This is a genomic window from Lactobacillus porci, assembly GCF_009695985.1.
Classification (GTDB): domain Bacteria; phylum Bacillota; class Bacilli; order Lactobacillales; family Lactobacillaceae; genus Lactobacillus; species Lactobacillus absianus.
Genome location: NZ_VUMX01000028.1, coordinates 1 through 20,232, shown reverse-complemented (window position 1 = coordinate 20,232; position 20,232 = coordinate 1). Strand labels below are relative to the sequence as shown.

The 20,232-nt window shown below is 50.2% G+C and carries 22 protein-coding genes and 1 pseudogene; 7 read left to right on the top strand and 16 right to left on the bottom strand.

Annotation, left to right across the window (positions count from 1 at the left end; genetic code table 11):
- Positions 1-128 precede the first annotated feature (128 nt).
- A pseudogene (locus tag FYJ62_RS11005) lies at positions 129-299 on the top strand (ATP-binding protein); the annotation flags it as partial.
- A 99-nt stretch (positions 300-398) separates the two neighbouring features.
- Here the strand turns inward: FYJ62_RS11005 and thrS are convergent.
- The 12 genes from thrS to FYJ62_RS08680 all read right to left on the bottom strand — a co-directional run bounded on the left by thrS (position 399) and on the right by FYJ62_RS08680 (position 13,000).
- Positions 399-2,330, bottom strand: coding sequence for a threonine--tRNA ligase (gene thrS / locus FYJ62_RS08735; RefSeq protein ID WP_154549310.1), 1,932 nt, complete (start codon positions 2,328-2,330; stop codon positions 399-401).
- A gap of 310 nt (positions 2,331-2,640) precedes the next feature.
- Entirely contained in the window at positions 2,641-3,567 is a 927-nt protein-coding gene (dnaI, locus tag FYJ62_RS08730) for a primosomal protein DnaI (protein WP_154549311.1), read from the bottom strand.
- A gap of 20 nt (positions 3,568-3,587) precedes the next feature.
- The gene (locus FYJ62_RS08725) at positions 3,588-4,928 is read right to left on the bottom strand and encodes a DnaD domain protein (protein ID WP_154549309.1); all 1,341 of its coding nucleotides are present in this window, start codon (positions 4,926-4,928) and stop codon (positions 3,588-3,590) included.
- Between the two features lie 6 nt (positions 4,929-4,934).
- A complete protein-coding gene (nrdR, locus tag FYJ62_RS08720) occupies positions 4,935-5,399 on the bottom strand; it encodes a transcriptional regulator NrdR (RefSeq protein WP_154549308.1) in 465 nt (154 codons plus the stop codon).
- A gap of 14 nt (positions 5,400-5,413) precedes the next feature.
- Positions 5,414-6,007, bottom strand: a complete 594-nt coding sequence (gene coaE / locus FYJ62_RS08715) for a dephospho-CoA kinase (protein ID WP_154549307.1) — start codon at positions 6,005-6,007, stop codon at positions 5,414-5,416.
- Between the two features lie 11 nt (positions 6,008-6,018).
- Positions 6,019-6,867: a DNA-formamidopyrimidine glycosylase gene (gene mutM / locus FYJ62_RS08710; protein WP_154549306.1), complete on the bottom strand. Its 849-nt coding sequence runs from the start codon at positions 6,865-6,867 to the stop codon at positions 6,019-6,021.
- Between the two features lie 15 nt (positions 6,868-6,882).
- Complete coding sequence (gene polA / locus FYJ62_RS08705; RefSeq protein ID WP_154549305.1) at positions 6,883-9,552, bottom strand: DNA polymerase I; 2,670 nt, start codon at positions 9,550-9,552, stop codon at positions 6,883-6,885.
- Between the two features lie 121 nt (positions 9,553-9,673).
- A complete protein-coding gene (locus FYJ62_RS08700) occupies positions 9,674-10,120 on the bottom strand; it encodes a hypothetical protein (protein WP_154549304.1) in 447 nt (148 codons plus the stop codon).
- Positions 10,121-10,514: 394 nt separating this feature from the next.
- Complete coding sequence (locus FYJ62_RS08695) at positions 10,515-11,693, bottom strand: RNA-guided endonuclease InsQ/TnpB family protein (protein WP_154549303.1); 1,179 nt, start codon at positions 11,691-11,693, stop codon at positions 10,515-10,517.
- 22 nt (positions 11,694-11,715) lie between these two features.
- Complete coding sequence (gene tnpA, locus FYJ62_RS08690) at positions 11,716-12,159, bottom strand: IS200/IS605 family transposase (protein WP_456073121.1); 444 nt, start codon at positions 12,157-12,159, stop codon at positions 11,716-11,718.
- A 200-nt stretch (positions 12,160-12,359) separates the two neighbouring features.
- Positions 12,360-12,563, bottom strand: a complete 204-nt coding sequence (locus tag FYJ62_RS08685) for a hypothetical protein (RefSeq protein ID WP_154549301.1) — start codon at positions 12,561-12,563, stop codon at positions 12,360-12,362.
- On the bottom strand, positions 12,560-13,000 hold the full coding sequence (locus FYJ62_RS08680; protein WP_154549300.1) for an MFS transporter: 441 nt from the start codon (positions 12,998-13,000) through the stop codon (positions 12,560-12,562). Before FYJ62_RS08680 ends, FYJ62_RS08685 begins: the two co-directional genes overlap by 4 nt.
- Here FYJ62_RS08680 and FYJ62_RS08675 point away from each other — a divergent pair.
- From FYJ62_RS08675 to FYJ62_RS08650, 6 genes are all read left to right on the top strand, one after another.
- Positions 12,963-13,295, top strand: coding sequence for a hypothetical protein (locus FYJ62_RS08675; protein ID WP_154549299.1), 333 nt, complete (start codon positions 12,963-12,965; stop codon positions 13,293-13,295). The two genes, FYJ62_RS08680 and FYJ62_RS08675, sit on opposite strands and share 38 nt — an antisense overlap.
- Before the next feature lie 73 nt (positions 13,296-13,368).
- On the top strand, positions 13,369-13,551 hold the full coding sequence (locus FYJ62_RS10850; RefSeq protein WP_154549298.1) for a hypothetical protein: 183 nt from the start codon (positions 13,369-13,371) through the stop codon (positions 13,549-13,551).
- Entirely contained in the window at positions 13,544-13,891 is a 348-nt protein-coding gene (tnpB, locus tag FYJ62_RS08665; RefSeq protein WP_154486615.1) for an IS66 family insertion sequence element accessory protein TnpB, read from the top strand. The genes FYJ62_RS10850 and tnpB overlap by 8 nt, the downstream gene beginning before the upstream one ends.
- A 55-nt stretch (positions 13,892-13,946) precedes the next feature.
- Entirely contained in the window at positions 13,947-14,183 is a 237-nt protein-coding gene (locus FYJ62_RS08660) for an IS66 family transposase (RefSeq protein WP_154549297.1), read from the top strand.
- On the top strand, positions 14,140-15,483 hold the full coding sequence (gene tnpC, locus FYJ62_RS08655) for an IS66 family transposase (protein ID WP_154549296.1): 1,344 nt from the start codon (positions 14,140-14,142) through the stop codon (positions 15,481-15,483). Before FYJ62_RS08660 ends, tnpC begins: the two co-directional genes overlap by 44 nt.
- Positions 15,484-15,528: 45 nt before the next feature.
- Positions 15,529-15,792 carry a helix-turn-helix transcriptional regulator gene (locus FYJ62_RS08650; RefSeq protein WP_326832027.1) on the top strand — a complete coding sequence of 88 codons (264 nt, stop codon included), beginning with the start codon at positions 15,529-15,531 and terminating at the stop codon, positions 15,790-15,792.
- Between the two features lie 136 nt (positions 15,793-15,928).
- Here the strand turns inward: FYJ62_RS08650 and murC are convergent, their stop codons facing one another.
- The 4 genes from murC to FYJ62_RS08630 form a co-directional block, all read right to left on the bottom strand.
- Positions 15,929-17,248, bottom strand: a complete 1,320-nt coding sequence (gene murC / locus FYJ62_RS08645; protein WP_154549295.1) for a UDP-N-acetylmuramate--L-alanine ligase — start codon at positions 17,246-17,248, stop codon at positions 15,929-15,931.
- Between the two features lie 125 nt (positions 17,249-17,373).
- The gene (locus tag FYJ62_RS08640) at positions 17,374-18,021 is read right to left on the bottom strand and encodes a hypothetical protein (RefSeq protein ID WP_154549294.1); all 648 of its coding nucleotides are present in this window, start codon (positions 18,019-18,021) and stop codon (positions 17,374-17,376) included.
- Positions 18,022-18,130: 109 nt separating this feature from the next.
- A complete protein-coding gene (locus tag FYJ62_RS08635; protein ID WP_154549293.1) occupies positions 18,131-19,366 on the bottom strand; it encodes a Rib/alpha-like domain-containing protein in 1,236 nt (411 codons plus the stop codon).
- Positions 19,356-19,979 carry a DUF4878 domain-containing protein gene (locus FYJ62_RS08630; RefSeq protein WP_154549292.1) on the bottom strand — a complete coding sequence of 208 codons (624 nt, stop codon included), beginning with the start codon at positions 19,977-19,979 and terminating at the stop codon, positions 19,356-19,358. The genes FYJ62_RS08635 and FYJ62_RS08630 overlap by 11 nt, the downstream gene beginning before the upstream one ends.
- Positions 19,980-20,232: the final 253 nt, after the last annotated feature.

The following is a 20,232-nucleotide window of genomic DNA, read 5'->3' as shown; positions in this document are numbered from 1 at the left end:
CTTTGGCAGCTCGAGCGGTACGATTGGATGTTCAGTCATAATATCGTGTTCCTCCGTATTCAATTGTTAAGAACAGTATATGACTATTGAACAGAGGTCGATAGATACCGCGCTATTGGGCGCTTACGAAAAATGAGCCAATCTCCGCTGATATTCTCAAAACCCTTTTCTACCGGAGCAGCCTCTTCCCCACTCCTAAGAAAAACTACTACCTTTTCTCCAAGACCGGCTTTACTGACAAATGCCGTCACCTGGCCCGGCAAGTCGACTGCCACTTAATCACCTTCGACATGATGTAACCCCAAGTGAAGAAGCACATACACAAAAACATCCTGCCTCAGAGTTGAGACAGGATGTTTTGTTATGTCAGAAAGGGACCAATCTTAATGGACTGGCAGTTAGTCTTCGCGTGAGTAGTGCTTTACGTCGTCAGTCAGCTTAGCGATGAATTCGTCCAGGCTCTCGGTGTTTTGTTCTTCAGTCCCGTAAGGACGGACGTTAACCGTGCCGGCGTTCATTTCATCATCACCAAGGACCAGAGTGTAAGGTACCTTTTGGGTTTGGGATTCACGGATCTTGTAGCCCAGCTTTTCGTTTCTGAAGTCGATTTCAGCTCTGAAGCCCTTGGCACGCAATTCGTCACGAACCTTCTTCGCGTAGTCTGAGTGAGCGTCCAGGTTGACTGGAATGATTTCAGCTTGAATTGGAGCCAGCCAAGTTGGGAAGGCACCCTTGTAGATTTCAGTCAGGTAAGCGATGAAGCGTTCCATAGTGCCGACGATCCCGCGGTGGATCATAACTGGACGGTGTTCTTCGCCATCAGCGCCGACGTAAGTCAGCTTGAAGCGTTCTGGCAGCATGAAGTCCAGTTGGATGGTGGACATGGTTTCGTCGTTGCCCAAGGCAGTCTTGGTTTGGATATCCAGCTTTGGACCGTAGAAGGCAGCTTCGCCTTCTGCTTCAACGTAGTCCAGACCCATGTCGTCCATCGCGGCCTTCAGCATGCTTTGGCTTCTTTCCCACATTTCATCGTTGGCAAAGTACTTGTCAGTGTTCTTTGGGTCACGGTATGACAGACGGAAGTAGTAGTCGTTGATGTTGAAGTCGTGGTAGACGTCCATGATGATCTGCAGGGTTCTAGCAAATTCATCCTTGACTTGGTCCAGGGCTACGAAAGTGTGGCCGTCGTTCAAAGTCATTTCACGAACGCGTTGCAGACCTGACAAGGCACCTGACTTTTCGTAGCGGTGCATCATCCCCAATTCAGCGATCCGGATTGGCAGCTCACGATATGAGCGGATGTGGTGCTTGTAGATTTGGATGTGGCTTGGGCAGTTCATTGGCCGCAATTCAAGCCATTCGCCTTCACCCATGTCCATTGGCGGGAACATGTCTTCACGGTAGTGAGCCCAGTGGCCAGAAGTCTTGTAAGCGTCCAGGTTCATCAAAACTGGAGTGTAGACGTGTTCGTAGCCGGCGGCAACTTCCTTGTCAACGATGTAGCGTTCGATGATCCGGCGGATAGTGGCACCCTTTGGCATCCAGTAAGGAAGGCCCGCGCCAACCTTAGGGTCAACGAAGAAGAGGTCCAGGTCACGGCCGATGGTCCGGTGGTCGCGTTCCTTGATTTCAGCGCGGCGCTTCATGTCCGCATCAAGGTCAGCCTGCTTGAAGAAGGCCGTCCCGAAGATTCTTTGCAGCATTGGGTTTGAGCTCTTGCCCTTCCAGTAGGCACCAGCTACTGAAAGCAGCTTGAACTTCTTGATCTTACCAGTGTTAGGCAACAGGGCGTCAAAGCCAAAGTCAACGAAGTCACCCAGCTTGTAGGCGTCAACGACGTCACCGGCGCTTTGCAGCAATTCTGACTTGTATGGGTCATCCTTGAATTCTTCTGCCAGCTCGCTCTTGGCTGCTTGTACGTGCTCAATTGGCAAGCCGTTCTTGATTTCCTTTTGCAAAGCCTTTTCCAGCTCTGGCAATTCGGTAACCTTGATTTGGTCGTCCTTATCGGTTTCGATGAAGAAGCCGTCCTTTGAGACTTCAGCTTGGCCCAGCTTGATTTCCGGGTACTTGCTCTTAACCAGAGCTTCCAATACGAAAGCAGCAGTTGCGCGCAGCACTGCCAAGCCTTCTTCATCCTTGTCAGTCAGGATGGCTACTTCGTGGTCTTCGCTCAATTCAAAGTCAAGCGGCTTAACGGCGCCGTCAACCTTAGCCGCAACGGCACTCTTGCCCAGTGAGGTTGAAATGCTTGCAGCAAGGTCAGCAACTGAAACGGCTGCTTCGAATTCTTTCTTTGAGCCATCTGGCAAAGTCAAAGCAAAACTCATAACTAAAAAATCCTCCAGAAACAAAAAAGTCCCGGGCACGCCAAACAGACGTGCTCGGGACGAAATTAATATCGTGGTTCCACCCAAAATTCAGACCTGGCATAGGGCGCTGCCCTATCCGGTCACTCATTCACGGATCGATAACGGGATCCGGCCATATCATTCATCTTTGGGCATAGAAGGTGGGGTTGCGGCCTAATGGGGAGCTTCCAGAACTTGGCTCCGCCTCTCTGAAGCGGCCGAAATCATGTCTTCTATTTACTTTCTGATTATACCCCGCTCTTTGAATAAGGCAAGGACTTTTTTGAATTTAATTTAAGCGGCGGTTGCGGCCAGTTACGATGATCTCCTTGGCCAGGTAGCGGACTCGCTGCATCAAGCGGGCTGCCTTGACTGGATCCACCGCGTTCTTGGTGCTGGCAAAATGGTCCTCCAAGTCGTCCATTTCCATATTGGACGTGAAGCAGGTCGCCAGGTCATTATCCATTCTGGCCTGCAGGATGACGCCCAAGACGTCGTCGCGGGACCACTGACTCAAGGTTTCAGCCCCAATGTCGTCCAAGATCAAGACATCACAGGAAGCCACCCTTTGGATCTCCCTTTGCAGGCTATTGTCGCTAAAGTGGCTGGACAAGCCCGAGATGAAGGTCGGCAGGTGCAAAAAGATCACCTTGCCCCCATTTTTGGCTACCCGGTTGGCCAGACCAGCCATGATGTAAGTCTTGCCGACCCCAAAATCGCCGGTCAGATACAAGCCTTTGGCCGTATGGTGCTTTTCGTATTCATCCAGGAACTTGCCAACCGCCAATAAGGCAGCGTTGCGGCCTGGGTCGCCCTTGTCCAAATCGGTCAGGGTAATCCGGCGCAGCTTCTTTGGCATATCGATCAATTCGATCCGGCTTTCAGCCGCCCGCTCCTCATCCCTTTGCCGCTTGGCGGCAGTCGGCAAATAGCGAACCCCGATCAAGGGGCCGTTCATGAAGAGCTCAGCTTGATAGTCAGCAATCGCCTTGACCGGGCTGGTCTTTTGCAGGTAGAACTCACAGATATTGGTCATGCTGTCCTGGACGGCCTGCTTGGACAATTCGCTGGCATGCTCTTTCAAAAATTTCTGCACGTCCGGATCCTTGATGGCCCGGTCAGCCAATTCCTGGGCTGATTCCGCGCCGGCCGGCCGCTCCTGGTCCTTGAGCGAATCCGCCATCGCCTTCTTCAACATTTCGCCAATTGATTCCATCTGCTTCACCTACTCGTCTCTTACTTGTCTTCGGGCTTGCCGCCCGCCTTCTTCTCGTCTTCATCGTCAAGCAGGGCCGCCAGCTGTTCTGGCGTCACGTCGACCTGCTCGGCCTGCTTCTTGGACCAGTCGGTCCCCTTCTCGACCTGGCGGGGGCCATAGTAGCGCGTCGTGGTCTGCTTGTTCTGTGAGCGCTGGCGGATGTAAGCCAAGGCCGCTTCCGGCGTGGCCAGCTTGTGCTGCATCCAGTCATTGGCAATCCTCTCAGCCAAAGACAGGCTCAAGACCGGCTGGTAGTGCAGACAGGTATAGATCAAGATATTGAGCATTTCCGGGCTGAAGCCCACCTTCCAGCTCAAATCATTGATGACCTGGTACTCAGACTTGGTCGTAAAGCCCCCTTTTCGGTCCTTCATGTAGTTGAGGAACTGGGCCGGGGCCTTTGACTTGGCCAGCTGCAGCAGCTGCCGGTCACGCTGGTCGACGCTGACCTGGCCGCCCTCGCTCTTGGCCAGGCTGTTTTTAACCTGCTGGCGGCGGTGGTTGGCCTTGTAGTTGTAAGTCAAAGAACGGCCTATCTTGCCCACGTCCAGCTTGCTGGTTCCATGCAGGCTTGGCAGGGATTCATCGACAAATTCCTGCTCGCTTAGGCCATAAGTGGCCATGACGGCCTGGATCTGGTCCTTTTGCCGGTCGATCTCGCTTGGGTCAATATGGTAGACCGCGAAGCAGTCCTTCAGGAACTGCCAGTCTACCTGCCGGACGTTGACTTGGGCCGCGTCGCTCGCGGCAGCCTCATTCTCCTGGGCTGCCTGCTGAACCTCCGCGGACGGGGTGATGGCCTCCTCGTCTGGCAGGCGGAAGACCTCAAAGAAAGAGGCAGAAACGTCCCGCAGGTTCTGCAGCTGCTTCTCCTCGCGCTTGGCCTGCTTGGCAAAGTCCTGGCTCAGGCGGCTGAAGCGGTAGCTGCCGACTTTTTCCTTCAAGAGGCTGGCCAAAAGCGAGGTGTTGAAGAACTCGCTGGCCTCTGGCACTTCCTTAAGCTTGAAAGCCAGCAGCTGACCCAAGCGCACGTTCTCGCTCAGGTAGGTCGTAAGCAGCCCCACGGCCTCCAACTTGTGCAGGGCCTTGAACAAGTCGCCCAGACTGCAATCCAGCTGCTCTTGCAAAAAGTACAGGGCCGGGGCATCAGCCAGCATCTGGAAGGGGTCGTATTCCTCAATCAGGGTCTGGTAGACGGCCACGCCCAAAGACGCTACCAGGGGCTGGTAGAGCTTGATCAGGACCCGCTCCTGCTTTGAAGTCAAAGCGACGCGGTTGATCACCAGGTAGCGCTGCTTAGGATTGGAACTTTCAAACATTTAGACTCACTTCTTGCTGTGCCGGTCCATCATGTCCTCCATGGTCTTCATGAAACTGGACATGTCGGTAAACTGACGGTAAATGCTGGCAAAGCGGATGTAGGCCACGTCGTCGATATCCGCCAGCTGGTCCATCACCAATTCGCCAATTTCTTTTGAGGAGATTTCATTGACGCCTTTAGCCCGGATCTGGTTTTCCACGTTGTCCACCAATTTGTCCAGCTGGTCGCTGGTCACTGGGCGCTTCTGGCAGGCGGCCGCCACGCCGCGGAGGATCTTTTCCCGGCTGAAGGCTTCACGGGTGCCGTCATTCTTGATCACCAGCAAAGGCGACTGCTCAACCCGCTCAAAAGTCGTAAAGCGGTAGCCGCAGCTTTCGCATTCCCGGCGCCGGCGGATGGTCCGCCCTTCATCGGTTGGCCGCGAGTCAATAACGCGGGATGAGTTCTTATGACAATTTGGACAAAGCATAGTGCTTGCTCCTTTCAAGAAATTTCTTCAAGAAGTTGTTGTAAATTCGTTCTTAGTTCTTCTATTGTACCAGTATTTTCAATGACATAGCTAGCCAGACAGCGTTTTTCACCCAGCGGCAGCTGAGATTTGATCCGCGCCTTGGCCTGCTCGCGGCTGAGCTGGTTTCTCTTCATCAACCGCTCAAGTTCCAGGTCATATGGAGCAGCGATCAGCAAAGTCGCGTCAAACAGGTCCTGCCAGCCCGCTTCAAACAATAGCGGCACATCAATCACGCAGACCCCTTCCCCAGCTCTCTTGGCTGCCTGCATCTCCTGCTTGATTTCCGCCAAAACCGCCCCGTGGCTGATTTTGGACAGCCGGGCCAGTTCATCTGGATGGGCAAAGACATAGGCGCCCAGCTTCTGGCGGTTGACCGTCTGGTCTTCGTTAATAAATTCTGCCCCAAAATTCTCCTTGATCTCGCGCCAGGTCACCTGGCCGGGCGCTTGCTGGGCATGGGCGATCTGGTCGGCGTCAATCACCCGCAGGCCCCGTTCTCTAAAGTAGCTGGCTGCCGTCGACTTGCCCGTCGCGATGCCGCCGGTCAATCCTAAATAAAAAGTCATTTTTGCTCTGCCTAATCCTGTTTGTGTTTCTCCCTATACAATACTTGGCATTGCGGGCAAAAGGTCGTCCCCCGCCCGCTGACCTTGATCTTTTCAAGCACGGTTCCGCAGCGCTGGCAGGGCTCGCCCGCGTGGCCATAGACCTGCAGCTTCTTCTGGAACTGGCCGCTTTGACCGTCCGCGTCAAGGAAGGTATGAACCGTCGTCCCCCGCAATTTCGTGGCCAAGGCGATCGTCTGGTTGATATTGTCATGCAGGGCAGTCACTTTTTCAGACGGAATTGCGCTTGCCTGGCTCAAGGGGTGGATCCGGCTTTGCCAGAGGACCTCGTCGCAGTAGATGTTGCCCAGACCGCAGACGACGCTCTGGTCTAAGAGCAGGTTCTTGATCTTCTTGCTCTTCTTGGCTAAAGCCCGGCACAAAAAGTCCCGCGTAAACTCCGGGCTGTTGGGCTCCACCCCCAGCTTGCCGATCCCGGTCTGCTCGCGCTCAGTCCCCGTCTCAACCAGCTGCATGCGGCCAAACTTGCGCACGTCGCTGTACCTTAAGGCAGTGCCGTCGGTAAAGGCAAACTGGACGTGGTCGTGCTTGCCAACCGCGGCTTGAGGAGCAAGCAAGCGGTACTTGCCCTCCATGCGCAGGTGGGAAACCAGCGTCAGGTTGTCCGACAAGCGAAAGAGCAGGAACTTCCCATAGCGGTCCACGCGCAGAATCTGCTTGCCGGCCAGCTTCTGGGCAAAGGCCCGAGCATCCCCGGCAATGATCTTGTCATACCACACCTCCACCTTTTTGATGGTCTTGCCGGCCACCAGCGGCGTCAAGGTCCGTCTGACTGTCTCAACTTCAGGCATTTCTGGCATCTTGCTCACCCCAATCTACTTGGCATCGTACCAGTTGTGGCCCCAGCCGGAATCCGCCAAGAGCGGCACGTCAAGGGAGACGGCCTTCTGCATGACTTCCGGGACGATCTGCTTGATCGTTTCCAGCTCTTCTTTTGGCACGTCAAAAATCAATTCGTCGTGCACCTGAACCACCATCTTGGTCTTCAGGCCCAGTTCATCCAGCTTCTTTTGCATGTTGATCATGGCGATCTTCATAATATCCGCGGCTGACCCTTGGATTGGAGAGTTGATGGCCGTTCTTTCTGCGAAGGAGCGAACATTGAAGTTCTTGGCGTGGATGTCAGGCAGGTAGCGGCGCCGGTGCATGATCGTCTCAGCGTAGCCCTTTTCCCGGGCTTCCTTGACGGCCTGGTCCATGTAGGCCTGGATGCCTGGGTACTGGTCAAAGTAGCTTTCGATGAAGCTTTTGGCCTGCTTGCGGCTGATGCCCAGGTTCTTGGACAGGCCGTAGTCGGAAATCCCGTAGACGATCCCGAAGTTGACCGCCTTGGCCCGCCGTCTTTCAAGCGGCGTCACCTCATCGATCTTGCTTAGATGGAAGATCTTCATGGCCGTGTGGGCGTGGATGTCGTAGCCGGTCTTGAAGGCTTCCTGCATGTTGGCATCCCCGGAGACGTGGGCCAAGACCCGGAGCTCAACTTGTGAATAGTCGCAGGAGAAGATGTAGCCATCTGGCGTTGACGGCACGAAAGCCTTGCGGATCTGCTTGCCCTCTTCGGTTCTGGTTGGAATGTTCTGCAGGTTGGGGTCAACTGAAGACAAGCGACCAGTCGCCGTCAAGGTTTGCAGGTAGCGGGTGTGGATCTTCCCGTCCGCGGGATCAATCACGTCCAGCAGGCCATTGACGTAGGTCGACTGGATCTTGGCGATCTGCCGGTAGGCCAGGATGTCGCTGACCACCGGACTTTTATCCTTCAGCTGGTTCAAGACCTCCACTGAAGTCGAGTAGCCGGTCTTGGTCTTCTTGATGACCGGCAGGCCCAGCTTTTCAAACAGGATCACGCCCAACTGCTTAGGCGAGTTCAAGTTGAACTCTTCCCCAGCTTCTTGGTAGATCTTGCTTTCCAGCTCCTTCAGCCGGTCCCCGTATTCTTTTTGCAAAGCTTGCAGGGTCTTGGCCTCGACCTTGATCCCGTTCAATTCCATCTTGGCCAAAACCCGGGCAGTCGGGATTTCAATCGCGTCAAACAGGTCGTCTTGCTCATGGTCCTTGAGCTGCTTGAGCAGGCTGGCCTTGAGCTGGTCAATCGCTGCCACCTTGCCGGCCAGGTGGTTGAAGAAGACCGCGTCGTCATCAGGAATGGCGGCTGCCTTGCCTTTGCCATAGACGTCCAAGTCGCTCTTGACGTCATAGTCCCCGTACTGGTGAACCACCTCGCCCAGATCGTTGGAGTTGTTCTCATTGTCGACCAAGTATGAGGCCAGCAGCATGTCGTAGCCGATCCCCTGGGCTTCAATGCCCAGGCGGTGCAAGCCGTAAGTGGTCCGTTTCAGGTCAAAGACGTTCTTGACGATGGTCTTGTTTTCCAAAAAGCCGCGCAGCCGCTTTTCCTTGAGCAGGTCAACGTCCCGGGAAACCCAGATCTGCTGGCCGATCTTCAGGGCAAAGCCGGCAAAAGGCGCCAGGTGATAATTTTCGCCAAAAATTTCCAGGTAGAAGCCGATTTCCTTAGCTTCTGGCAAACTGGCAACCGCTGCTTTTTCCAGCTTGACAAAGTCCAGTTGCTTGCCTTCAGCCTCTTTGCCCGCGAAATCGCCATTTTCAGCCATATCGCTCAAAAAGCGGCGGAAGTTCATCTTTTCATAGAAGCGCCGCAGGTCGGCAACGCTGGCGCCCTGGTAGGCCACTTGCTCCATGGTCAGGCTGACTGGCGAATCGCACTTGATGGCGGCCAGCTTTTTGCCTAAAAGGGCCTTGTCCTTGTCGTTGAGCAAATTCTCCTTGAGCTTGGACTTCTTCATTTCATCCACGTGCTCATACAGGTTCTCGACCGTGTGATACTTCTGGATCAGGCGCGAAGCAGTCTTGGGCCCGACCTTGGTCACGCCTGGGTAGTTGTCGGAAGCATCCCCCATCAGGGCCTTCATATCGATGAATTCCGTCGGCGTCACCCCGTTGACTTCCTGCATGTGCTCCGGGGTATAGGCCTCCAATTTGGTCACCCCAGACTTGGTAACGTAGACCGTCACGTGCTCGCTGGCCAGCTGGGTCAAGTCCCGGTCCCCGGTAACCACGGCCACGTCAAAGCCGTCGTCAGCTCCCCGCTTGGCCATGGTCCCGATGATGTCATCGGCTTCATAGTCAGGCAGCTCGTAAGTGGCAATCCCCATGTCCTGCAGCATTTCCTTGATGTAGGGCAGCTGCTCGGACAGTTCAGCCGGCGTCTTGTCGCGCCCGCCCTTGTATTCACCGTACATCTTGGTTCTGAAAGTCACCTTGCCGGCGTCAAAGGCCACCAGAATGTGGCTGGGTTCTTCCTGCTTGAGGACGACGTCCAGCATGTTCTTAAAGGCAAAAATGGCATTGGTATGCAAGCCTTCAGGGTTTTTGAACTTGTCCAGTTGCTGGTACATGGCAAAAAAGGCCCGGAAAGCGACCGAATTGCCATCAATCAAAAGTAATTTTTTCTTCTTATCTGTCATTGCGGCTGTAACATCCTTCAAAATAAAAACTGTCAAAATCTTACTAACTAAGATTTTAACAGTTTTCAGCTCTTTCTTTAAATTCTGGAGCTTGTTTTCCTTAAATGCTAAAAAACAGGCCTTAAGCCTGTTTCTTTCGCTTATTTGCCTGCTCCAGTTCTTTTGACCAGAATGGCATGTCCTTGAAGCCCTTGATCCCAGGCATCCCCAAGGCCACGAAAGCCATGGCGGACACGGCATAAAAGGTCCGGCAGCTGGCGAATTGCCCGACTGCCTGCTTGCTGGTAAACGCCAAGAGACAGGCGCTAGCCAGCAGGACGGCGAGCGCGGCGCCGCGGCGGGGGAATTCCCGCCTGGTCGCGACGTAGACCAGTCCAGTCATAAAGTCAAAAGCAGCATATGTCAGGCCAAGGTTGCCAGCAGCCGTCGCTGTCTTCAAGACCGTGGCCGAAGAATCTGCCGCGCCAGCCCGCCTGAACAGCCAATAGGCCATCGCCAGGCAACACGCGGACAAGACCAGCAGAGCAATGCCTGCCAGCAAGCGTCTCACAATCAGTCTCTTCTTCATAAAGTCTCCGAAAAAAAGCATCCGTTACGATAAAACTGGATTTATTGCCTTCCCTTGACATATTTATACACTACCGTACTTAATTATAGCCTTTTTCTCCCGTCTTAACAGTCACATCTATAGTAATTATGACATGCTCCCCCGACCAAGGTCGGGGGTTTCTTTATAGGCTAGTGCTCACGCGCAGCCTACAGCTTCTGAGAACGACCAACTTATTCTTGCAAGCAGGATTGACCGAAGCCAAGCCTGATTTTTACTGGTTCTGTCCAGCAAGCTGAACAGCAGTGCAAAAACAGAGGTCAGTCTATTTATCACGGAAGTGCCCCCTCCGACGATTCCGCCAAGCCGCATTGACTGCTGTTTGACGGTACGATTTTTTGCTTGCCCAGCTCTCTCAGAGCTGGGCAAGTCCTTTAAGCAAAATATTGATTGATGCATTGACGTCACGGTCATGGTGCGCCTTGCAGAATGGGCAGTCCCATTCCCGCACTGACAGTGGCTTCTTGTCCGTATCCTTGCCGCATTTTGAGCAGATTCGGCTGGTGTATGCTGGATTGACCTTGATGAGGATCTTTCCGTACTTCTTGCACTTGTACTCCAGCATGTCACGGAATCTGCCCCAGCTTTGGCGCAGAATCGAGCGGGCAAGGTGGTGATTCTTCGTCATGTTCTTGATCTTTAAATCCTCGATGACGATAACATCGTATTCCCTCACCAACTGATCCGTGATCTTGTGCAGATAGTCATCGCGCTGATTCGTGATGCGGCTCATATAGCGATTCTTGGCGACATTGGCTTTCTGCCAGTTGTGATAGTCAGACAGGCTTTTTGCGCCAAGAACCTTCCTGCTGGCGTCCTGCTGCGACTTAACCAAAGCCAAATGACGGCGCTTGGATGACTTGCTCTGCCAGATTTCTGCTTGTTTCTCGCAGAAATCCGATGAGAACTTGTCAAACTTTCTGCCGTCCGACAGGATGGCCAAGTGCGTCAGCCCCACGTCAATGCCAACCGCCTTGCCAGTCTTTGGCAGGAAGGCGGTCTTTTTCTCCACAATGAGAGAAAGCCAGTAGCGCCCGCAAGCATCGACGCTGATCGTGTAACGCTTGATCTTGCCGTCGATGACGCCGGTTTTCGATGATCTTACTCTTCTCAGCTTCGGCAGGAACACGTTTCTTTTGCCCATGATCCGGATGCCGGACGACTTGCCAGTATATGACTGCTTGGCGCTATGCTTTGAGTGGAAGCGGGGCTTGCGTCTCGTTCCGGCAAAGAACGCCTCCCAGGCATCGCTGATGTTCTTGGTCACAATTTGGAAGCTGGAGCTGTCGCTTGCCTTGAGGAATGGATATTCGTTCTTTAAAGCGGGAAGCAGATTGTTAAGATCGAATTCCGTTAACAATTTTGATTTCTTGTTGTTCTTGTAGCGTTCCTGATAGAGGCTGACAAGCTGATTCCAGAGGAAGCGATCATTGCCAAAGAACTGTCTAAGTTTGGCTTGTTGTACGAGAGTCGGGTACAATCTGATTTTCACTCCATACTCCGGCAGATCTGACTTGCGCTTGCGTATTGCCATGTCGCTTCCTCCTTTCTAGCGTTTAGTGAAACGGTCTATTCCATTGCGTCTTAATGTATTTCTTGACGACAGCTTCGGTTGTCACTCCAATGCTTCCTGCGTAATAGCTCGGTAACCAGACGTGACCACCCCAGAAGTATTCCTTCATCATTTCCGGATACTTTGCAAAAAGCCACTTGGCCGTAATGCCTTTGAGCTTCTTGACGATATTTGTCACGCTCTCTTTGGGTTTGGCAGACAGCAGAATATGCACGTGAGTTGACATTATTTCCAGAGCCTTGACCGTATACTCATTCTCACGGCAGATCTGAAAGATCTTGTCCTTGAGTGAATCGACAATAATCGGATTAGCCAATGCTTGGTTGCGATACTTGGTACACCAGACGATGTGGTAATTGCGGTTGTATGCGTAGCCTCGTCCATGGATGATATCTGGCTCATCATTCCTGAATTCGTATTTAACTATATGAGTCGTACCTTCTTTCAGCATTTGCAGTTCTTTAGCTATTTATATTATATCGCATACCGAACTAATGTTCACGTGTTAAAACAAAAAAAGAGGGCGATTCAACTTGGCATTGAAATGCCAAGTTTTCTCGCCCTCAACGTAATAAAATGCCAATCGTTATTTATTATGTTTTTTCTTTGACTTTTTGGTGTTTTTTCTTAATCTGCCTGCTTGTCCTTAGTCGAGGCAAAGAATGCCGCCAGCATGACCAGGGCAAAAAGCAGCATGAGCATCAAGGCCAAGCGCGTCCCTTGGGCAGTCGCGACACTTCCCTTGCTGCCAGCTTGTGCCTGGCTGAGGGCAACGACCGCTGTGGTCACTGAAGTCCCGAAAGCCCCGGCAAACTGCTGCAGGGTGGTCATGATCGCGTTCCCCTGGGTCTGCTGGCTGGCAATTGGTTTAAGGCATCGGTCATGATGCAGCACATGGTGATGGCCATCCCGCCCATGTAGAAGGGGTAGATCACGCCAATCGTGACTGGCGTCAGCTGCTTGACCAGCAGGAACATGACGGCGACTTCCAATAAGACGCAGGTCCCAGCCAGCAAAACCGGCTTGCGGGCCCCATGCTCGTCATAAAGACGGCCGCCAACGATGCATAAGAGCGCGCTGACGCAGCCAGCCGGCAATACGACAATGCCGGCCAAAAGGGCGCTCTTGCCGTTGACCAACTGAATATAGTTGGGCAGCAAGAAGGCGTGGTCCAGCGACATCGTCTGCAAAAGGAAGAAGCCAAGCATCTGCAGGGCGAAGTTCCGGTTTTTGAAGAGAGACAGGTCCTCAGACCTGGTCTGCCACAACTACCTGAACCTGCTGGACCTGCTCAGCCAAGCGGGCCGCGGGGATGCCTACGACGACTTCCAAAGCCAGCGCCTGTTTGGTCTCCTTTGCACTGAGCTGCTCCACCACTACCAGGTCAAGATCAACGCGGCCGCGTCCACTTTTCCGGTCAAGCAGATCCGCCACGCCGGCCCAGATACCCAAGCCGGGGCCATCTTGACCTACCTGACCGGCAAAAACGGCCAAGCCAGCCTGCGCGAGGCCGCGGCATACTTTGGCTACCAGCCCAACTATTTTTCCGTAAGCGCCCAATAGCGCGGTATCTATCGACCTCTGTTCAATAGTCATATACTGTTCTTAACAATTGAATACGGAGGAACACGATATTATGACTGAACATCCAATCGTACCGCTCGAGCTGCCAAAGGACAGAATCAGACCTAAGAATAGGCTAGGAAGGAACCGGCTTGTTCTTAACCTGAAGTCCAATGGGGTTGAGCTGTCATTTTACAATGACGCCACTAACGAGCTTATGCTCGAGGTCGTAGACAGGTTCTTGAGCCATGATTAATCTGGCTGAACTGGGTCGCGTGTTCATTGTTTGCGGTAAGACCGACATGCGTCGGGGGATCGATTCGCTTGCTTACATAGTTAAGAAGAGCTTCCATCTCGATCCCTTCTCCGGGTGCGTCTTTCTTTTCTGTGGCAGTCGAAAGGACCGCTTCAAGGCACTTTATTGGGATGGCCAGGGATTCTGGCTGCTCTATAAGCGCTTTGAGAATGGAAAGCTTGCCTGGCCAAACAATGAAGATGAAGTGCGAGAGCTGTCTGATGAGCAAGTCATGCGCTTGATGCAGGGCTTTACCATTGATCCTAAAATTCATATCGCAAGAGCTCGTGAATTGTATTGATTTCACGAGCTTTTCTGGTATTCTTATGATTATGAATCAAGGAGGGACAACAACTATGACCGACAAAGACACTTCAGCTTTAATCGAAACGCTCAAAGCAACTAACGAAGAGCTGCTCAAGCAGGTCGCCCTTCTTACTGAACAAGTTGAGTATTTGACCAGGAAGCTTTACGGAAAATCATCCGAAAAGAACGTTGTCAATACTAACCAGCTGAGTCTCTTTGACGAAGACAAGGCTGGCGGTGAAGATGACGAGGACTTGCCCTCGCATTACCGAAACTATTACCTATAAGAGACGCAAGCAAGTCGGCAGAAAGCAAGATATCTTAGATTCTCTACCTGGCGAGGAAGTTCATTACCAGTTGGATGACCTTACCTGCCCGGACTGCCGCCACGAGCTGAAAGAGATCGGCAGTTTCTGCGCTAGACAAGAGCTGCTGTACGTTCCAGCCAAGATTAAGAGAATCGATCACATTCAGCACTCTTACAAGTGCCAGCACTGCAGTGATGAAGCACCGGCTGACAAGATTATCAAGGCTCCAGTGCCCAAGGCACCGTTAACCAACAGTCTTGGCTCAGCTTCTTTGATCTCAAATACGATCTATCAGAAGTACGTTCTCAAGATTCCTGCCTACCGACAAGAAAAAGACTTGCGGCGCATGGGCCTTCCGCTTGATCACAAGACGGTTTCCAATTGGCATATCAAAGTCTGTGAGTACTACCTTTCCAGCCTTTACGAGCGCTTGAGACAAGAGCTGCTAAAGCTGGAGGTCATTCACGCAGATGAGACGCCGTACCGAGTTCTAGACAGCGAGAGAGCCAAAGACTATGTCTGGACCTTCTTGTCAGGCAAGCATGCCAAGACGCCGATTGTTCTATATCACCACGGGTCACGAAAAGGCATCGAAGCATGGAATTTCCTCACAGGCTTCAGCGGATACCTTCATTGTGATCAATATCCTGGCTATCTGCGATTAAGCCAACAAGATGTGACTCTTGTTGGCTGTATGGCTCATGCAAGGCGGAAGTTCCGTGACTCCTTGCCAAAAGACAAGGCCAGAGAGTCCGACGCGACTTCAGTTGCCAAACAGGGGATCCACTACTGTGATCAAATGTTTAGCCTTGAGCACTCCTGGAAGGACCTTTCGGCTGAAGAAAGATACAAGAAACGCCAGTCTGAATTAAAGCCTCTGCTTAAGAAGTTTTCCGACTGGTGCTACAAGAAATCAGTCTCCGTGCTGCCATCAGGCAAGCTGGGGGCAGCCTTCCAGTACTGCTTAAACCATATGGACAAGTTCATGAACATTCTGAAAGATGGTCGACTTGAACTGTCCAACAACAGAGCAGAGCGAGCAGTCAAAGAGATCGTCATGGGACGCAAGAACTGGCTCTTTTCACAGAGCAGCACTGGCGCCAAAGCCATGGCCATCATTATGAGCATACTCGAAACTGCCAAGCAAAATGGCTTGGATCAATTCAAATATATCAACTATCTTCTAGACAAGTTGCCCAATGAGCCGTCCTTATTAGATAATCAACGTCTGGAAGCCTATTTACCATGGTCCGAAAATGTTCAGCTCCACTGTAAGTAAAGTCCCATAAACTGATTAATCCCATCTTAGCATTGCTAGGATGGGATTTTAATATACTGTGCTATTGGGCGCTTACATTTTTCCCGCCTTTGCCGCAAGCTTTTTGGCCACGACTTCGTCCACTTGCGCATCCGGATCAGGATGAATATCGCGGAAAACGAATTGCGCCTGACTAACAAGCGCCTGGAAGAGATCAGCAGCGAATTAGGCTACCAGGACGTGGCTAATTTTTCAAAGGCCTTTAGCCAGCTGAAAGGAATCACGCCTGGCGCTTTCCGGAAAAAATATGGAATCAAAAAAGCCCGCTGACCTGCCGGCTGGCTCGCGAATGCAATTTTGGCCTTAGTCCCCAAAAATATACTAAAAAACGCTCATCCAACGATGAGCGTTTCAAGGCGTCTCCGCCTTAACTTATGATATTGCTGACCGCGGTCAGCATTTTCTGCTACTTTTGCAGCATGTCTTCAAAAGCTACTTCGTACTTAGGAATGTCACCAGCGCCCATGAAGACGATGCAGTCGCCCTTGTAGTTCAAGAGGTCTTTCAGGTTGTCGAAGTCGATGACTTCCGCGCCTGGGATTTGACTGGTAATGTCTTCGCTCTTGATGTCCCCTGACTTTTCACGGGCTGACCCGTAGATTGGAGTCAGGTAGGCCTTGTCGACGCCCTTAAGGATGTCAACGTAGTCTTCTTCAAATTCCTTGGTTCTGGAATAGGTGTGCGGCTGGAAAACCGTTACCAGCTTGCGGTCCGGGTACTTCTGCCGGGCTGCCTGGATGGTCGCGCGCAATTCAGTTGGGTGGTGAGCGTAGTCATCGATCACGACCGTGTCGCCAAAGTCCTTTTCACTGAAGCGCCGCTTGGCACCATGGTACTTGACCAGACCGTCCTTGACCAAGTCAAGGTCAACGCCTTCAGTGTAGGCAACGGCGATTACGGCCGTGGCGTTCATGATATTGTGGTCGCCGAACAGGTGAATCTCAAACTCGCCCAAGTCCTTGCCGTCAGCCTTCACATGGAAGGTTGCGCCTTGAGTGGTCTTCTTGACGTCAAAGGCTTGGAAGTCATCAGTTTCCTTCAAGCCATAAGTGTACTTCTTGGCAGTCTTTGGCTGGATCTTTTGCAGGCGCTCGTCATCGCCCCAGACAAAAAGCCCCTTCTTGGTCTGGTCAGCTGCCGTCTGGAAGGCTGAAGCGTAGTCGTCACGGTCCTTGAAGTAGTCCGGGTGGTCAAAGTCCACGTTGGTCATGATCTGGTAGTCTGGGTGGTAGGCCAAAAAGTGCCGGCGGTACTCGTCAGCTTCGTAGACGAAGAAGCGGGAGTCCTTGACGCCCTTGCCCATCCCGTCACCAATCAAGAAAGAGGTTGGTGCGGCTTCACTCAAAACCGTTGCCAAGAGGCCAGTAGTTGAGGTCTTGCCGTGTGAGCCAGCAACGCCGATGCTGGTGTATTGTTGGACAATTTCTTCAACCGTGTCTGGGTAGCTTTGCCAAGCAACGCCCTTTTCTTCGCAAGCAGCCACTTCAATGTTGTCGCTCTTAAAGGCGTTACCCTTAACGATGACTTGCCCTTCGCCTTTGATGTTGTCCTTTGAAAAAGAAGCAACTTCAATCCCAGCAGCCTTCAGGGGGTCCTGGGTAAAAGTGTACTTGTCGATGTCACTGCCGGCAACGTTGTAGCCTAAGTCGTGCAAGATCAGGGCCAGGGATGCCATCCCGGTACCCTTGATACCAATAAACCAAATTTGTTTTGTCTTATCTAACATTGTATTGCTCCATTATCTTCAATCATTCGCTTCTAATTTTAGCATTAATAGGAAAAGAAAAAAGAGCTCTAGCCGAGCTCTTTTGAAAAAATTGAGGAAAAATCAGGTTTGGATTAAGTAAGTGATTAGTAGTCTTCGTCTTGGTTGCTGCCTTGCTCGCTGATGTAGTCATCGATTTCTTGCTTATGCTGAGCAATGGTTTTATTTAGTTCTTCCTTGGTAAAAGTTTTCTGGTCCATTCCATGTGGGTGGGCTCCTGGAACAACGTCGTACTCTACCAAGACATCGTTGGCATTAACTGTAATATGGGTCTGATTGGCATATTTTTGCCCCTGATAAATGTACATATTAGCGACCTTGTCTGAATGGTAGAAGACACTAGATTCGCTAAAACCATATTTTGCATTTTCACCAGTTAGCCAAACTGCAGCAGCGTATTCTTCATCAGCATACTTCTGTGTTTGACTGCTGCTGGATGAGCTAGAAACCGCGCTTGATGATGACTGACTGCTTGTAATGCTACTGCTACTTGATTGTGAAGTCTGGCTACTTGAACTAGAAGAGCTAGCTTCAGATGAGGAGCTCTCACTAGACTGCTTCTTTACAACCTTAGTCTTAAAGACTTTTTTCTTGCTGGAACTCTTCTTTGAAGATTGCTTTTTACTGCTTTGCTTCGCTGCCTTTTCAGAAGATTGCTGGCTGTTGCTGCATCCCGCAACCAGTAATAGCGCACTAGTTGCCGACAATATTGTCAAAATTTTTCTTGCTTTCATTTATTTCTCTCTTTACACTTTCACACAAAAACATAGCCCATACTTTTAGTTATAGGGCTATGTCAAAATACTTTAGACTTTTAAGCGAGCTCCAGTCTATAGGAAATGGTTAATAAACTTGGTAATTTACTGTTTCATCAATTTCATCTTCACTGCCATCTGGATATGATACATATACCGTATTTTCTTCATAGTTGCCGGATTCCGAATAATCAAAACCATCAACCCGAGTACCCTTTGGCAATTCATTTGCATTTTCAAAGACGTATGGTACCTCCTTTTCATGGAAATCGTCGCCCTTGATAACACTTAACGGAATTCTGATATTATTCTTAACTTTTGGCTCATATTTTGCTGCATCACTTGGTTCAAAATGCAATTTAACTGGACCAGAAATTGAATATGAATCATCGGGGTACGTAGTTTTTAGATATACTGTAAAGTCGCCACCCGTTTCTTCGGGTTTTTGAAAGTCGTTCTTGCCTTTAATGTCTGTTACAAAATCAAAGTCTGTTCCGCCAGAAGCTTCATTAGGGAAATAACCTTTTTCATTAGTAAGCCATTTAGCCTTAACAGTATCCCAACTAGATCTAAAACCAGTTTCGAAATTTTCCCCATCAGTATACACCCATCCATTATCCCATTTAAGGTTAAATGAGTTAGTCTTCAAAACTGGAGTGTACTTATCAGCATCTGCAGTGGCAACCACATAGCTTGCAGGGCCAACAACATCCTTCGACCCATCAGGATAAGTAACTACTAAATTCACACTGTAGCTACCACCATGAAGCGTACTCATGCTATTTTTATCCTGCAATTCTACAGTAATCCCATCTGGCAAACTGCCAAGGTTGGAGATAGCACCAGATAAGTTGTAAGTGGTCAAATCTTCTCCCCAATCCAGCTTAACAGCATTAGAAGAGACAACTGGAGTGTAACGGTCGGCTTGAGTAGTCTTCTTCACTACTTGTTTAGCTGGTTGTGAAGGGGTACTTGCCGGCTTTTGCGTACTCTTCTTTACAGTCGTCTTTGGCTTTGAAGGCTTCTTAACTACCTTTTTGGCCGGTTTCTTAACGACTTTCTTGACAGCTTTCTTAGGCTTCTTTTTAGTTACTTTCTTGGCAACCTTTTTCTTAGTAGTCTTCTTAACTACCTTCTTTTTAGACTTCTTTGTTACCTTTTTCTTTGACTTCTTAGCAGCCTTCTTTTTGGAGACTTTCTTAGCCTTCTTCTTAGCTGCTTGAACAGTTAAAGGTTGATTTGAGTTTGTCGTTGCAACACCACCAAGCAATGCGACGGCAATAGTCGCTTTGCTTAGGCCCTTCAAAATTCTATTAATAGTCATTGTTTGCCTCACCTATTGCAGAATTAAAATTACCAGTAACAGCATTTAAGATTACATCGAGATCGTCACTATTAAAGTCATTAACTTGCCACTTACCATTAGTCTTGGTTAAATTGATGACAAGATTCTTTGTGTACGATTTCTTATTTTCTTTCTTGAGCTTGGAAAATTCTTTATAGATATCTTTTTTAAAGTCATCAGAACTGTATCCTATATACTGAGTTGGATCGTCACGAGCATCACTTATCAAGTTCGAGACAACGTCCCCCATTGCATAAGTTTTAATTGTTACAGTTACAGAAGCCTTATTTCCATTAACCTTTTCATTCTTAACCTGATAGTCAAAATCCTCTAACATTTCAAGCATCATTTTGGTTAAAGAATCAGATTTAGCTTCAGCTTTAAACTTTGTCAAAGCAAAAGGAGCGCTAGACCCAGAATAAACTTTTTTAAGTTGGCCATCATCGCCCTTCTTAATTGCACTTAAAAATTCTTCAGTAACACGAGATGGTGACTTGAATTGATTTCGAACTACCAAGAAACCGGCGACTACGATAATTGCAATAGCAATCCACATTCCTAGTTTGCTCTTTGGTTTAGTATTATTTTTCATGAATTACCTCTTTTAGCTACACAGAAGACAATTTAACACAAAACTATTCATCATCCTCGTCATTATCTTTTATTTTTTCTTTTTTATTTGAAATCAACTTCGGTGAGCCAATTGATTTTATTAGGAACTTAAACTTCCCACTTGCAAAAGTGGGCTTGTACCTTGAAAATTCAATAGTTTAGCCAATAAAAAAGCACAAGGCCTTTGTTCGCTTGATATAATTTAGTCAACCACAACATCATCAATATCAAAC